At 51.4% G+C, this 15490-nt stretch carries 10 protein-coding genes; 9 read left to right on the forward strand and 1 reads right to left on the reverse strand.

Going from position 1 to position 15490, the window contains the following annotated elements; translation table 11 throughout:
- Nucleotides 1-323 precede the first annotated feature (323 nt).
- The 4 genes from FKP33_RS18805 (at nt 324) to FKP33_RS18820 (ending at nt 9487) form a co-directional block, all read left to right on the forward strand.
- On the forward strand, nt 324-1397 hold the full coding sequence (locus tag FKP33_RS18805) for an S-layer homology domain-containing protein (protein WP_181410208.1): 1074 nt from the start codon (nt 324-326) through the stop codon (nt 1395-1397).
- 20 nt (nt 1398-1417) lie between these two features.
- A complete protein-coding gene (locus FKP33_RS18810) occupies nt 1418-7006 on the forward strand; it encodes a hypothetical protein (protein ID WP_141336050.1) in 5589 nt (1862 codons plus the stop codon).
- Nucleotides 7007-7708: 702 nt separating this feature from the next.
- Complete coding sequence (locus FKP33_RS18815; RefSeq protein ID WP_181410209.1) at nt 7709-8419, forward strand: Ig-like domain-containing protein; 711 nt, start codon at nt 7709-7711, stop codon at nt 8417-8419.
- A 153-nt stretch (nt 8420-8572) separates the two neighbouring features.
- Entirely contained in the window at nt 8573-9487 is a 915-nt protein-coding gene (locus FKP33_RS18820; RefSeq protein WP_141336051.1) for an EamA family transporter, read from the forward strand.
- A gap of 64 nt (nt 9488-9551) precedes the next feature.
- Here FKP33_RS18820 and FKP33_RS18825 read toward each other — a convergent pair whose 3' ends face one another.
- Nucleotides 9552-10424: a LysR family transcriptional regulator gene (locus FKP33_RS18825; RefSeq protein ID WP_054796710.1), complete on the reverse strand. Its 873-nt coding sequence runs from the start codon at nt 10422-10424 to the stop codon at nt 9552-9554.
- Nucleotides 10425-10562: 138 nt separating this feature from the next.
- Between FKP33_RS18825 and FKP33_RS18830 the strand changes: the two genes are divergently transcribed.
- The 5 genes from FKP33_RS18830 to holA all read left to right on the forward strand — a co-directional run bounded on the left by FKP33_RS18830 (nt 10563) and on the right by holA (nt 15433).
- Nucleotides 10563-11777 carry a YbfB/YjiJ family MFS transporter gene (locus tag FKP33_RS18830; protein WP_141336052.1) on the forward strand — a complete coding sequence of 405 codons (1215 nt, stop codon included), beginning with the start codon at nt 10563-10565 and terminating at the stop codon, nt 11775-11777.
- 7 nt (nt 11778-11784) lie between these two features.
- Nucleotides 11785-11988 carry a 2-hydroxymuconate tautomerase family protein gene (locus tag FKP33_RS18835; RefSeq protein WP_127606919.1) on the forward strand — a complete coding sequence of 68 codons (204 nt, stop codon included), beginning with the start codon at nt 11785-11787 and terminating at the stop codon, nt 11986-11988.
- Nucleotides 11989-12224: 236 nt separating this feature from the next.
- Nucleotides 12225-12785, forward strand: a complete 561-nt coding sequence (locus FKP33_RS18840) for an RNA polymerase sigma factor (RefSeq protein WP_054796708.1) — start codon at nt 12225-12227, stop codon at nt 12783-12785.
- 92 nt (nt 12786-12877) lie between these two features.
- Entirely contained in the window at nt 12878-14119 is a 1242-nt protein-coding gene (locus FKP33_RS18845; RefSeq protein WP_181410210.1) for a zf-HC2 domain-containing protein, read from the forward strand.
- A gap of 291 nt (nt 14120-14410) precedes the next feature.
- Entirely contained in the window at nt 14411-15433 is a 1023-nt protein-coding gene (holA, locus tag FKP33_RS18850) for a DNA polymerase III subunit delta (RefSeq protein ID WP_141336054.1), read from the forward strand.
- The last annotated feature ends 57 nt before the right edge of the window (nt 15434-15490 follow it).

Raw genomic sequence — 15490 nt, forward strand, 5'->3', positions numbered from 1 at the left:
AGGATAAAATACCCATATATTCCGATCGAAAGAAAGGGTTAAATCGGATTTTATGTTGAGGGTGATATCGATATTATCGAGTAAAAACGACAACAATCCAATATCGCAGTACTTGTCTTTTTAACGATGAACGCATCGATATTGTCTATTTATGTAACTGAAACGACTTTGAGCGAAGTGGACGGGCATTGGGCTGACGATCAAATCCATCAGGCGATTGATGAAAAAGTATGTTGACGGCTACATCGATGGCACTATTAAATCTGAGCAAAACGTTAGCCGGGTTTATTGGCCGCTCAATAATACTAAAGGAGCTAATAATTATGAGGAAAAAAGGAATTATTTCGTTATCGATCGTTGCAGTATTGGGACTATACGTTGGCATTGAGAAAAGTCGGGCAAGTTTTTCTGATACGGCTGGACATTGGGGCGCTGATGCGATTAACAAGGCCATTCAACTCAAAGTTGTGGATGGATACCCTGACGGTTCGTTTAAGCCTGAACAAAGCGTTAGCCGTGCCGAGTTCATGAAGATGACGGCAACAGCTTTAAAACTCAAGTTGGATTCGGTTGAGCAAGGTTCGGGCTGGTACAAAGCCTATGTTAAGGCACTCACGGATGCGGGAATCACGCGGGACCGAGATTTTGCTACGGAAGACTGGAACGCGCCGATCACACGGCTGGAAATGTCCCGCATTGCGGTACGCGCAACGGATGCAGACTTGCAGAAGAAGGAATTCAATATCGACAATGCTTCGGTCATGTTCAATGCAACGAAGACCGGCTTGATTCAAGGTTTGGCCAATGGCGAACTGGCCGTGGATGCGCCCACAACGAGGGCGCAATCCGTTACGATCATCGACCGGATCTTGAAGGTGAATAACGGGGAGAAGCTACAGGTTGATCAAGCTGCCGCCAGTTTTGCGGAAATTGATCTGCGCGGTAGCAACTTTGAAACCGTGTGGAATATGAGGATTAAAACGCTCCCTGTTACGGAAAAAATAAATGACCATTTGGAGTTAACGATTCACAAGATGGTTGTTGTTGATACAAAGAAGCCTGATTCTGCATATTTCGACTTATATGAGGAAATGGCTTCCGACTATTGGGGATACCCTTATGTTATGGGGGCGTACATTACTTTAAAGAATAAAGCTACAGAAGAAGAAAATATTATTTGGCCACGGCAAATTATTACTACATTACTTGGACAAAGAGTTATTGCTAGCCATGATAACATAATTAACTTCAAGACCAATATAGATGGTGAATATAGCGGCTGGATTTCATTTGGTTTCGAGAGAGATGTATTTGATCCAATGTTAAACCAAGGGAAAAAGCCTCTTATTAAGATTCACTTACCATCTAAACAATTGAATCTTATGTACAACGAGTAGTTCACAAAGGCGGTATTTCAATGGCTTATAAAAAACTTATATTCAAAGCGATACGTTATATCGTTCTTATAACCTTTGTGACTTCTTGTCTTCCGCTGGATTTGATTCCGTCTGCAAACGCCGCTACAGAGCAGAGCGTTCGAGTTTTTGTTGATTTTTCCAGCTCCAACACAACGGGATCAAGTGCCGAACTTCCTATGATGCATTCAAAGGATACCAGAAAATCCGTAAATGTGGATGTGGGTTCTTTAGTTAAAGGTAACATCACATCGTGGAAGTTTATGTTTCATGGCGCTGATAAATCCTCGGTCGCAACCTTAAACGGATATAACTTGTCCATTAATAATTTGGACGGTAAACAGCAAACCGTTTACGGAAGAATGGATACAAATCCGGGTCATTACATCTATAGGCTGCCCAGCGGGAAAAGATGGGAGCATAAAGGGGAAAAAACAGCGATATGGCAATTTGATGCTGACTCGTCAACGGATACGAACGGTGATGGGGCAAGTGAGTATCCTGGATTAATACCTTCGACCGGATATATTCGTCAACCCGATCAAGCTTTGGCATCAAACACTCCCCAATCCTATGATTCGGCTCCTCCCCTTAATGGCCGCGATTTGCGGTACAATGGTACGGATGGCATAGCCCCTGATTGGAACGGGAGGGGAGCAGCAGCTACAGCTGCATATGAAGCGGAGCCGCCCGCAGATTTTTATGAGACAAAGGGGGGTATAGGCTTTGATACTCCAATAGCTAGTAGTAATGTAGTTAATGTGAGGATAGCAAAAGCAAGTCCACAAAATATTTCACGCCCTGTTCCCCTTCCAACCCCTTTCGATTGGGGGCCATCTGCAAATAACAAAGGTATGGTTAAAGTATTTCGACATTTATCAGAAGCACTTAAAGGTAATGGAGTCGATTTTGAAGCTTTCCCCGATCCCAGCAAGCAACATGCGGAGCTTCGAAATTACATGATGAAGGTAGACACCGAGTGGGAAGGGGAAACCTATCTTTACCAAGGCTACTTTGACATCACGTATCAAATACCAACCAAGCCTGACATCGTAGCAGATAAGCTAACCGCTGACAAAGCTTGCTTTATAGCCGGGGATACCGTTAATTTTGAATATTCGTTTCGAGTGATTGGTCAAGATATTTCAACGCCGTTTAAGGTTCAAATCAAGGTCGATTCTACCGTTTTACGAACGGATGATTTCAATGGGACTTATACGACCGGCTTGAAATGGGGAAGAACGTTCAGTTATACATTCTCATCATCCGTTGCTAAATCTATAACGATTACGTTTGATTCCGAAAATATCATTTCAGAGGATCGAGAAGATAATAATGTCATCATTGAAACCTATACGCCGAGCGCAACATGTGATCAAGATTCTCCACCGGAAGTAATAACTGGCGAACTCGTATTGGAAAAGACCACAATGAAATTCGGCGAAAGCAATTTAATCAACAACAAAAACGTCACGGTTACAGGAGGAAACGGCTGTTCACTTTCTGAATTGAGCTATACCTTAACTCAAGGCAGCTTGACTCAGACATATAAAAACGGTTATCTCTATTCCGTAAATTTCGCGGGGCCACCGTACCCGAAAAGCATGGGGGCAGGAACGGTTAGCGTTGCCATGCAAATCAAGAGTACCTGCGGGACAATAAAAACAGTTACTCCCCAGACGTTCGAAATAACGAAGGATCCGGATAACAGTCCACCTGTGTTTGAGGGTTCATTTTTCCAAGGGTATAACACCGCTGGTTATCCTCCAATACAAGAAGTCATTGTAGGAAATAGGGTTGATCTGGGCGTGGTAAATGATCCTACGACAAACCCTAAAACCCCGTATGATCCGGATGGAGATCCCGTCATCTATTATTGGAATTGGGAGGGCAGCTCCAGTGCATGGATCAGAGGTCTAAAGGGAAAGCATGATCTTTGGGATTATGGCGATCACTTTGGTCCGTTTGTTGCCGATGTCGAAGGCACACACACCATCGAGGTCACGGCCATCGATAAACGCGGCGCGGTAACCGGACCCAAGCGCGTTACATTGAAAGTAGTGCCGGAGAATCCGCCGCCAATACCTGTTATCACGTTGCCGCCGAAGGTCATTGAGGGCAGACCATTTACGCCGGACATTAGTGGCGCGGACAGCTATTCGCCGCGTAAAGATCGTACGATTGTACAGTATGACTGGACCGGTAAACAAGCTATTTACCCTACAGCCGGAGGGTATCCTATCACTTTGTCGGTTGTAGATAGCGGCGGAATCAGATCTACATCACCGGCTGAGGCAACCTTAAATGTACAACCAGATTTGCCGCCTGTGGCAAGACTGAATAATCCTGGGTACGGTATTCGAGGATCTGCAATTAATTTCAAGGATACTTCGTACAGCCCGGATGATGACCCAATAAGTGTGCATACGCTCACCATGTCTTACGACAGTAACAATGATGGTTCGTTTTCTGGAGAAAGTTCATGGACGGTAACGACAGACGCAGCAGGAAACTTCTCTTACACGCCAACTAAGATAGGTAAATACAACATTCGCATTTTCATTAAAGAGGGGGTTGGGTATCAGAAATCGGACCAGAAAGATTTTCAGTTCGAGGTTGTGAACGAAGCGCCGGAAGCTAGTTTTTACATTCAAGGTTCCGACTTCTTCCCGCCTGAAATCGTAACCAAAAGCTATTCGACTTCTGATCTCATAAATAACTGGAAAACTTCGACCGTTTATGAGGGTGTAAAAGCAAATAAGGAATATGTATACAATTCCGGGGAGGACGCTTTAGAAACTCCTACGGCACCTGTTGATTTGCATACTCCGTCCGTTGGGGCGCCCAATTTTACAAAGTATTCCTTTAGTTGCGCACCTCAATATTGTGCACCTAATGTTATCTCCCCAAATTTGATTGAAGCAAAAGCCTGGGACAACATATATTTTACAAATCCTAAGTGGGCTGGAACAGGGTACTACCAAGCCGCTCGATGGAGCAGCAATTATCACACTCAAATTGGAGCTTATGATGTAGAGCAGGATCGTATTTGGTATGTGTCAAAATACGAAACAGTTGAAAATAGTCTATCGGTGTGGAAAGTAACAAATTTGGTATACCGAATTTCAGATTTGGCGATGGCGGGAGCATCCGGGACGAGTAATATGCCTTCCCCCATATGGCAAAGCGCGGAAACTATAGGGTATTTCGCTCAACCCACACCACCGCCGTCCAATGTATTCTATACGCCACCGGAAAAGAAAGCTGCGGTACAGAAATATTCCGTTGTCAAAGAGGGAACCAAAACCGCCAAAAAGATTTACGGACCCTCCGGTGAGCTGATTGCCAGTCTGCCCGATGCTCAAGGAATCAAGTTTTTCGGGGATACGATGATTTATTTCACGCATACCAGGACAGAGGATTGGACGTTTATCCATTATGATATCTTCATCAATTTTTATGATCTAAAAGCAAAAGCAGCTATAGGTTTACCCCAAAAAACAGGCCATAATGCTTTTGATAAAGAGTACGTACCTTCTAATCAAAAGGATATTTATCCTATGCCTGACAATCGAATCATGGTAGCTAGAGATGGAAAAATAGTTTTGGTAGATAAATTCTATTATTCCGGGAGTAACTTTACCAATCCTATTTATTATTTATTCGACATTAGGGGTAACCAGCTGATTAGGCAAGAACTTTCCGATTCTACGTTCCCTGTTGGTGTTGCGCCGATTATGTTAGAGGACGGCAAGCTTTACTTCCTTAGCACTAGTGGCACCTCCGTCGAGGTGCGCAAGACCGATTTTACTCCACCCGCTATAGGCGCTGAATCTTTCAACTATGGTCAGTTCTACAACGAAGCCGAAACATTGGATAACGGGGAAATTTCACAAAAGGTCAAATTCAACTATAACAACTTTGCAAGTGAACCTTCCGTGGGTATTTCTGCAAGAATGGCTGACCATCGCAATATGTACAGGTTGGAGTTAGCCGCAGATAAGGTACGGATCGTAAAAATCGTAAATGGCGTAAAAACAACGCTTGGCGAAGTCGGGTATGCGATCTCATATCGTAATTACTATGACATGAAAATCAAACTGAACGGCAATCGTATCCGGGGGTACATAAACGGCGTACCATTGCTGGATGTGCAAGATTCGACTTTTACTAGCGGTTCTTTTGGGCCCTTCTCGGAAACGTCTTATGTGCTTATTAAAGGGCTCTCAACAACGAAGTACATCGGTAACAACAACCAGCTTCAAAATGTCGGCATCGTAGGGACGCAGCTCGATTATGTCAAAAGCTATTCAGATCTAGAGAATGACCCTGCGATTGAAAACATGACAAGATGGACTTACACGCACACCGAGCCGAATAAATTTTTAGATGCAGGGGATGGTTACTCTGGAATCTCATCGCTAAACGGCCATACGGTAACATCACCTTATGCAGTGCTGGATAAGGTCGGGACGTACAAAATCGATTATCAGATCCCCGACGATCCGGCCCCGGCTGGTTACAAGTATCCGGACAATACATTTGCTGCTTACCGCAAATACTCGGATTTGTCGAGCACTTACGTCACGATACATCGCAGGCCGGTTTCGTTCTTTACGTTGACAATCAATGCGGATAAAAGCGTGGCATGGCAGGATGCATCCTACGACCCTGACAGATGGCTTAGCCCGTCGAATTACTCGACCGAAGCTACCGGTATCGATTACCGCACAAACAGAGGAGTTATCGAGTACAAACGGACCTACACGACCCCAAGCGGCGCGACGATCAACGGTCAGCTGTCAAGGCCGACAGAATGGGGTTGGTATACGGTCAGACAAGCGGTCAAGGACGAATATGGGGCTTGGAGCGATTGGCACGAGGTTTTCATCTGGCTGGAGCCTGCACCGAATAACCCGCCTGCCGTTGCTTTAACTTTCCCGACAGGCACTTATGCTTCACCAACGCCGGTAAGCCTGAAACCGACCATCACTTGGAACCAGTGGGACCCTGATCCGAATACGACCTTCAGCGTCTTTAATCTAACAGTAAAAGACGAGTGGGGGAATTGTATCGAATGTCTCTCCAACAGAGCCATGTACACGCAAAACACATCTTGGGCGTGGACGATGGACATACCGCTGGTGATGGGGAGGAAATATCAAGCGCAGGTGCAAGTTGTCGATGACGGCAATTTAGCCTCTCCATGGAGCGGCATCGGCTGGATGTCGACGAACAGCCCGCCTTCCGCCTATATGAGCGATCCGTGGGGAACCGAAAGCAGCCCGACTTTGAAAAACACAGTACGACCCGATCTTATATTTGCCCAAACCGATTCTGATCCTGGAACAACCTATATGTACATGCAGCTCCAAATTACAAATGCCGATCAGACCGTCACGATCAAAGACAGCGGTAAAGTATGTCAGCGATGGTCGGGAGGCGTTTGTGTCGGAACCACAAGTGTGTCGAACCGCTACAATTTTAATGAAGATCTCCCTGCCGGTCAAAAGCTGCGTGTGAGAGTGAAAGTGTGGGATGTGCGACTTGTTCCGCTACAACCGTGCCATACGGGAAATGCGGGGATTTGATATCAAATCCAACTTTGTATCCGAAGATGGGAATGAGGGATCCATGTTTCCTGAAACCATCTCGTTAATACTCCTGCATGCGGGAAGCGGGCAGCGCTTGCCGTATGACGCCAGGTGAAGTCGGCAGAAGGTAAGCTGGAGCCGCTCGATAAGAGAAGGTATGCGGACCGATATGCCGGACGGCTGAAAAGCAGGCTATGGTGAGCATGACCGAACGGTCTGACAAACTGCCGAATGTACGGGGCTATACACTTGACATATGGAAACATATGGACCAACCCTGCGTTGGTGTGGGCGGCGAAAAGTACGAATGTCCTATAGGAAATTCGCTATGCCGAACGATGGCGGCATCCGGCCCACAGTCTCAGAGGCAGCACCTAAGGCCTGCATAGGATAGCTAGGATACAAGGAACAAGGAAAGCAAGGGACGTCCATGCATCGAACTGCCATTCGGGACGGCTGCTATAAGACCTGTAAGTCGAAGTGCAGTTACCCTTGTGAGAGCAGGGGCACGACTCATGAAGTACCTGTAATAGGTATGGAGGAACAGCCCCAAGTCTTCTTTCCAAGAGAAGATGGAACGCCGTGTGCGCGGAAACGCGCATGCACGGTGTGGTGGAGGGGAAAAGGCGGAGATTGTATCAAACCCTTACCTATTCCAATCAATATGGTACAGCATCGGACTGGTCGCCGGAAGCTTGGATGTTTATCAACCGAGGACCTACGGGCTTGCTCGCTTTTGACACGCCGATCTACGAGCACGATACGCCGACGTTTACGGTCGCGGTCGCGGACCCCGACGGAGATTCGATGAACGTTCAAGTCGAAAGCAGCTATAACGGCGGCGCTTACGTGAATTTGATCCAATGGTCCGGCGTTCCTTCCGGAGAGCCGAAGGCGTTCTCGCACGGACCGCTGGCCCGCGGTACCTATACGTTTCGACTAACTGTGAATGACGGTAACGGCGGATCGTATCAGCAAACGTACGTGTTCTACGCCTTGCCGCTCGGGCTTGCCGGACGTGTAAGCCACACCCCGGAGTGGGAAAGCTACCGGCAATTGTGGAACTCCAGGTTTCCGCTGCAGCCTCGCGGTTCGGATATGTTCTGGGCGGGCGAAGCGTTTGTGCTGGCGGCAGATGTGACCGATACCGGAACAAGCTCGACGAAGCCGCTGGCCGTAACGGCGACACTGCTTGCTACCGGCGAATCGGTCGATTTGACAGGGGATTCCTTCCTGGTGTTGTACGAAGGAATGCTGCTGAACACCGAGCATCCGTACACGCTGGCGCAAGGCTCCCAAACTTTCCGGTTCAACGTGCAATGGTCCAACGGACTCCATCTAACATACGACGTGCCGATCCGTATCGAGGGGTCTGTCTTCGACGTGATCGTCAATCAAATTCGCCATTAATCGCGCATCATGACGTATAGCCTGTTTTACCCGGACAGCAGTTCTCTTGTTTTCCCAGTTTTTTTCTGTTATATTTCTCACTTGTGGGGTTCTTTCGAAGTCGGAGGAAGCTTCGCGGGTGGGTGAGGGAACATTTCTACAGAAGGATCAATCATGGAGAAAAACAATCGCTGGAAAGCGGTCGTTTACGTGCTTCTGGGCGCAGCTTCTTACGGCGTATTGTCCACTGTCGTGAAACTGGCTTATGCAGGCGGCTTTACGGCGGCGGAAGTGACAGGAAGTCAAGTGCTGCTGGGATGTGCCGCGATGTGGCTGCTCTCCGCCCGGTACTGGAATCGCATTCGGGAGATCTCCGTCATTTCGATGCTGAAAATGATCGGCAGCGGCGTATTTACCGGATTAACGGGCATCTTTTATTATCAATCCCTGCAGCATCTGGACGCGTCGTTCGCCGTGCTGCTTTTATTTCAATTTACATGGATGGGGATGGCGCTCGAATGGCTGCTGCACGGCAAACGTCCGGGACGCCCCCAAGCGGCCGGCGCCGTCGTCGTCTGGGTCGGAACGCTGCTCGCTTCCGGACTGCTCGAAGGACGGCTGGCCGGTAAAGTCGAATGGCTCGGCATTGCGCTCGGGCTGATCTCGGCGGTCTGCTATACGCTGTTTATTTATTTCAGCGGTAAAGTGGCCGTCGAAGTGCCGCCCTCGCTGCGAAGCGCCTGGATGCTGGCCGGCGCGGCGTTGGTCGTATCGATCGTGTATCCTCCGCACTTTCTTTGGAACGGCGCACTGCTTCACGGGCTGTGGGGGTGGGCTGTCGTGCTGGGCTTGTTCGGGATGGTCTTGCCCCCGTACTTGTTCGCCAAAGGCGCGCCTAAGCTGAACACCGGGTTGACGGCTATTCTCGGCTCCGTCGAGCTGCCAGTCGTCTTGATCTGCTCGAGCCTGCTGCTGCAGGAATCATCGGATGCGGCGCAGTGGATCGGGGTGGCGCTGATCTTAGGCGGCATCGTGATCTCCGAGTGGTACAGCCGCTTGGAAGGGAAGCTCGGAAGCCTAACTTCATAGCATCCTGGCAATCGCGCCGCGATAACCGTTCTTCCCCATCGGGGAGAACGGTTTTTACTTATTTTCAGAAGGAATGCGCCTTGAACGCTGCGACGAATGCCTGGAAAGCCGGTGAGTAATACGCATCCTTGCGATAAATGAATACGGTTTCCACCGTGCGGTGCCGCTCCGGTATAGCGTGAATGCGGATGAGGCCTTCGGCGCTCGCTTTGCTCGCGGCGAGCGATTCGGGAAGTAAAGAGACGCCAAGCCCGGCGGCCACACAGCCGAGAATTGCGTCCAGGTTGCCGAATTCCATAATTTTGACAGGCACGATCCCTTCTTCCAGCAGCCAATGCTTCAAGACGGCCCGGTACGTGCAGCCGCCGCGAAACACAAGGATGGCGCGGGTTCGAGCAAGATCGGCGGAGGTCGTCGAAGTTTGCGAAGCGGCGGTTACCATCACCAGCCGTTCTTCGACGACGCGCTCCTGCATAAGCTCCGGATGCCGGACGGGGCCGGCTACGAAGGCTCCTTCCAAAGCGTAGGACAGCACGGCTTCGATGAGCTCTTCCGTCGGACCTGTCTTTAAGATGAGATCGACATTCGGATACTGCCTATGATAGTTGGCCAAAAAGGCTGGAAGACGCACGGCGGCAGCGGTTTCCATCGAGCCGACGGACAGCGGACCCGCCGGCGAATCCGTATCCCGGACCGCTTTACGGGCTTCGTCGAGCAAACGGAGAACTTGTTCCGCATAGGTGAGGAGCGTTTGGCCGGCAGGCGTCAACGTAATGCCCCGGTTATGGCGGTAGAAGAGCGGGGTTTGCAGCTCTGCTTCCAGCTGCTTGATTTTGGCTGTGACGTTGGATTGCGCGTAATTTAACATTTGGGCGGCTTTCGAAATGCTGCCGGATTCGGCCGCCGAACGAAAAGTTTGCAATAACGAAATATCCATGGCATTACCCACGCTCCTGTCTAGTGCTGATATCAAAATTGTTGATGGGCTCGATCGGTATTGTTTATTGTTCATGATAACAGGAATCGGCTACAATGAACATATTGCACCGATTTGGGAGTATAAGGAGATAGCGTCGTGTGGAATCGTAATCACAACCAAAGCGAGCGCAAAGTGATGATCGGCGGCATCCTCGTTCTGATCATAGCGATGGGGATCGGCAGATTTGCCTTTACGCCGATTGTGCCGCAGATGATGGAGCAGGGGTTCATCGGGGAGAAGGAGGCCGGCACGCTGGCATCCGCGAATTATTTGGGTTATCTGGCCGGTTCGTTGATCGCGGCCTTCTATCCGCCGTCGCGGCGCAGGCTGTTCGCCATCAAGTCGTGGCTGCTGGTCAGCGTCGCTACGACCGCACTCGTGGCGGCAGTGGAATCCATCCCCATCTGGCACGTGCTGCGCTTCGTCTCCGGAGCGGCGAGCGCCTTCCTGTTCATCTACGCTTCAAGTCTCGTGATGGACGTTTGGTCCCTCAAGAAGCGCGCTTCCGCGGCCGTCAGTTCTTTGTACACCGGTGTCGGCTTAGGGATCACGCTGGCCGGCCTCGCCGTGCCCTTCCTCTACGCAGCGTTCGGCTGGAAGGGCTCTTGGTGGGGGCTCGGCGTGATCAGCCTGCCGGGGGTCGCGCTGGCTTGGCGCTGGCTGCGCGACGTACCGGCGGAGCGGACGGAAACGGCGCCGTCCTCGCCTGCGTCTCTTCCCGCCGGCAGGCGCTATGACTTGCGGCAAGGATGGGATGGGCGGCTGCTTGCGGCCTACGGATTAGAGGGACTCGGTTATATCGTTACCGGTACATTCCTGGTCGCTTACGCAGGTCGGCTGCCCGAGGCTGCTGCGATTTCCTCCTGGAGCTGGGTAGCTGTCGGCCTCGCCGCCGTTCCTTCGGGATGGGTATGGTCGTATGCGGCCGAGCGCCTCGGTTTCCGTTATGCGCTTGCTGCCGCATTGGCCGTACAATCGATAGGCATCGTCCTGCCTGTAGCTTTTCCGACGCCGGCAGGGGTCATAGGGAGCGCGGTCTTGTTCGGCGGCACCTTTATCGGGATTGTGACGCTGGCCGTATCCTGGGGCCGGGCGTTGAATCCGCAGCGGAGCGGACGAACGGTCGGCCTCCTGACGGCGGCTTACGGAACCGGGCAGTTTATCGGTCCGGGCGCGGCCGGCTGGCTGATCGCGGAGGCGGGCGAATACGCGACGGCTTTGTTCGGAGCGGCATGCATTGTCGCGGCCGGTATGCTTTTTTTGCTGGCGCCCTTAAAGGAACGCAAATCCAAGCAATTTTTGAAAGGATGAGAAAAGCATGCCATTTGTGAATATCAAAATTACGAACGAAAACGTTACGCCGGAGAAAAAAGCGGAGTTGATCCAAGGCGTCACCCAACTGCTCGTCGATGTGCTCGGTAAAAATCCGCAAACGACGGTCGTCGTCATCGACGAGGTGGAGACGGACAATTGGGGCATCGGCGGCGAAAGCGTGACGAAGCGGCGCTTACAGGGGCGCTAAGACATGAAATCTATAAGGATTCGGGCGGATGTGGCCCGGGTCCTTATTTGTTTGTGCGTTTAACGAAACAAAACCGGTGCTGCCGCGTATAAGTAGAACAGCAAAAATGTGTCCATATAGGAAAATCATGCGTCTAAGAACCGTCAGCCACAATTGGATATTCTGATATTGTTGACAAGGCTGCAACATTTTTGCAACCGAATCCGTTTATTAGGTTGCAAGAGAGGGGGATCCCAGTGGTAGCGCCAGAGTTAATCAAGGCTGCCCAGATGGGCGATCGCGACGCTCTAATTACCCTATTGCGAGAAATTGAGAATCACGTCTATCGAACCGCTTATTACATTCTGGGCAATGAGCAGGATGCGTTAGACGCCGCTCAAGAAGCGTTAATCCGGATTTATACCAAAATCAACTCCTACGAAGAGAAAGCCCAGTTTAAAACGTGGGTGCAGCGGATCGTCACCAACCTTTGCATCGACAAGTTCCGTCGAACGAAGCCGACGATCTCCATTGAGCAGCACGATCTGAGCTTTACCGACCATAAAACGGTGGAAGACGAAGTTATGTCTACGTATATCGCACAGGACATCCGAGAAGCGATTGACAAGCTCCCCGAGCACCATCGTTCCGTGGTCGTCCTGAGATATTTGCAGGACTTCTCTTATAATGAGATCGCGGAATCGCTGGATTTGCCGATCAATACGGTGAAGTCGTATTTGTTCCGGGCAAGACAGCAGCTGCAGGGCATACTGAAGGATTACAACCGCAAGCAACGCAGCGATGCGGTACGGGGATAGATCGCGATGTGAACCATCAGGACAACAACGGATATACGAATCGTTAGGAAAGGTAGTGTACGGGGATGATGTGTCAAGAGGTGATCGAACTGATGCAGAGATACCTTGATCGGGATCTCGAAGAAACCGAATACCGCCGGATGCTTGGGCATCTGCAGCAGTGTCCGGATTGCTCTGAACTGTTCGAACGTCTTGTGAATTTATCGACCGAGCTGGAAAATTTGCCGAAGGTGACCCCTCCGTTTAGCTTGGTAGATGCAATCATGCCATCGATTGAACGGCTGGATGCCGCTTCCGGAAGCGGAGAGGCCGTTTGGACGAGTACGGCAACGGAAGAATCGGCTTCGCAGGACGCCGAGCGAACGACGGCTAGGGAGCTGCCGAAGCGAACGCGCCGCATGGAGAGCTGGCGTCAGCAGGTACGGGAGTGGGTTTCATTCCCGGTGCTTGGCGGCGTCGTCGCGGCCGGATTGATCTTCGGGTTTTTCATCTTCCAGCAGGACCGATCGACGACGGGCAATTTGGCCGAGAGCTTGAGCTCGAAGGCGGAACAGAAAGCCGCAGCCGACCAAGCGGCGGCGCCGAGAGCGCAGCCGGCCGGTAACGCAGGCGGAGCAAACGAAACCGGACAGGTGCTCAATGACGGGAACGCAGCGTCGGGCGGCTCAAGCGGAGGAAGCCCGGCAGCTGGCGAAGCGAAGGGGGCCGAACAAGAGGTCGGGAAGAACGGTCAGGCCGAGGCGCTGAATCCGGCGGGAGCCGGGGAAGCTGCGCCAACCGGTAAACCGAATGCGACCAAGGCGGCTCCATCGGCTCCGGATCAGAAGAATGACGCGCCTCAAGCGGGTGCGGGGACGTCCGAACAGCTGCCGGCGACGCCGCCGGCTTCACAGGGAACGGCGGATGAGACGCCGGGCGGGAGTGCCGGGACGGAGGAGCCTGCGGTGCCGGATTCCGAAGCGAGCGGCCCATCAGCGGCGAAACCGGGTTCAGCTGCAGACGGTGAGGCCGAGCTGCATCCGCGGGAGAAGGGCGGACCGAGCTTCGGCTTTATGGCTATCAATCCTGAACCTGCGGCGGTGCACGAGCTGTCCTCATCGGACAATGTTTATCATGCGAGGGTCGAAGCGAATCAAGTGGTCATTCGGGACGCCAAAGAAGCGGAAGTATACCGTTCCAAATTCGACCGGTGGGAAGATGCCGCTCGCATCGAGCTGGTCGAATGGAGCTCTCACAAGCTGATATATACGGTTCAAATTTCCGATCGGAAGCGGACGTTCGAGATCGATATGCAAGCACAATCCGTTACGGAAACGGAAGTTAAAATGAACTGACAAGCTAGTTTCAAGACGCGGGATACACGTTGAGGAAGAGGAAGAAATCACAAACGTTCGCGCACACATCGGGGGCTGCTGCGTATAATATGTAGCAGACGAACAATTGAATTCGAACGCGTCTATGATCACGCTTTGATTGGCAGGTTTCTAGAGCCTGCTCGGCGTGTTTTATATAGATGGGTGTCGGGCGAAGGGATTAGGTCGAACCGCTTGCGGCTTTGACGTAATCCCTTTGTTGTTGTTATGATGAGAAGCGAGAACTAGCAGCGGGAGCGGTGGTTGCGGAAGATGGAGTACAAGCAAGCGTTAAAACAAATCGCGAAGGGCCAATTTGCGCCTGTTTACGTCTGTTACGGCTCGGAAAGCTATTTGATCCAGGAGTTCGTGCAGCGGCTGACCGAGCATTTGATCGAGCCCGAACAGCGGGCGTTTGCGGTAGGGCGATACGATTTGGCGGAGACGCCGATCGACGCGGTGATCGAAGAGGCGGAGACGCTGCCTTTCCTGGCGGAGCGCAAGCTGGTCGTGGCTTCCGGCGCCGCCTTTTTAACCGGGGCCAAGGAAAGCGGGAAGGTCGAGCATAACATGGACCGGTTGACCGCCTATTTGAAAGCCCCCGCTGAATTTACCGTCCTGGTGTTGACGGTGAGCGCGGACAAGCTGGATGAGCGCAAGAAAATCGTCAAGGCGCTGAAGGATGCCGACCGGCTCGTTCCCTGCGGGATGCTGGGCGAAGCGGAGCTCACGCAATGGCTGCAGCAGCAGGCCGATAAGGCAGGCTTCTCGTTCGCGCCGGGAGCAGCGGAGCAATTGATTCAATACGCCGGGACAAGCCTGCAGACGCTTGTGAAAGAAGTGGAGAAATGCTCGCTGTATATTGGCTCCGGCGGGGTTATCACAACGGACGATTTGGAGCAGCTGGTCACCAAAACCGTGGAACAAGACATTTTTCAAATGGTCGAACATATCGTTCAAATGAAAATGGAAGACGCCTTCACAATGCTGGCTGAATTGCTGCGGCGCAAGGAAGAGCCGATCAAGATCGTCATGCTGATCGCCCGGCAGTTCCGGATCATCCTGCAGGTCAAGGATATGACGCAGCAAGGTTATTCGCAGCAGCAGATCGCGGGGCAAATCGGCGTGCACCCGTATGCGGTCAAAATTGCGGCGGGGCAGGCGGGACGCTTCGATACCGGGCGGCTGATGAGCATCCTTCAGCAGCTGGCCGATCTGGACTACCGCATGAAGAGCGGGAAGATTGACAAGGTGCTCGGGCTCGAGCTGTTCTTGCTCCGGTTAGCGGCGGCGTGAGCGGATTCTTGCAAACAAAAAGACCATGTGTCCTGTTGAAGGCACATGGTCTTTTTG

This window comes from Paenibacillus sp. tmac-D7, from assembly GCF_006519665.1.
GTDB classification, from domain to species: Bacteria; Bacillota; Bacilli; order Paenibacillales; family NBRC-103111; genus Paenibacillus_G; species Paenibacillus_G validus.

Bases quoted from the DNA above. Each gene is read 5' to 3' on its own strand.
- FKP33_RS18805 (WP_181410208.1), top strand. From the start codon at position 324: ATGAGGAAAAAAGGAATTATTTCGTTATCGATCGTTGCAGTATTGGGA.
- FKP33_RS18810 (WP_141336050.1), top strand. From the start codon at position 1,418: ATGGCTTATAAAAAACTTATATTCAAAGCGATACGTTATATCGTTCTT.
- FKP33_RS18815 (WP_181410209.1), top strand. From the start codon at position 7,709: ATGTTTATCAACCGAGGACCTACGGGCTTGCTCGCTTTTGACACGCCG.
- FKP33_RS18820 (WP_141336051.1), top strand. From the start codon at position 8,573: ATGGAGAAAAACAATCGCTGGAAAGCGGTCGTTTACGTGCTTCTGGGC.
- FKP33_RS18825 (WP_054796710.1), bottom strand. From the start codon at position 10,424: ATGGATATTTCGTTATTGCAAACTTTTCGTTCGGCGGCCGAATCCGGC.
- FKP33_RS18835 (WP_127606919.1), top strand. From the start codon at position 11,785: ATGCCATTTGTGAATATCAAAATTACGAACGAAAACGTTACGCCGGAG.
- FKP33_RS18845 (WP_181410210.1), top strand. From the start codon at position 12,878: ATGCAGAGATACCTTGATCGGGATCTCGAAGAAACCGAATACCGCCGG.
- holA (WP_141336054.1), top strand. From the start codon at position 14,411: ATGGAGTACAAGCAAGCGTTAAAACAAATCGCGAAGGGCCAATTTGCG.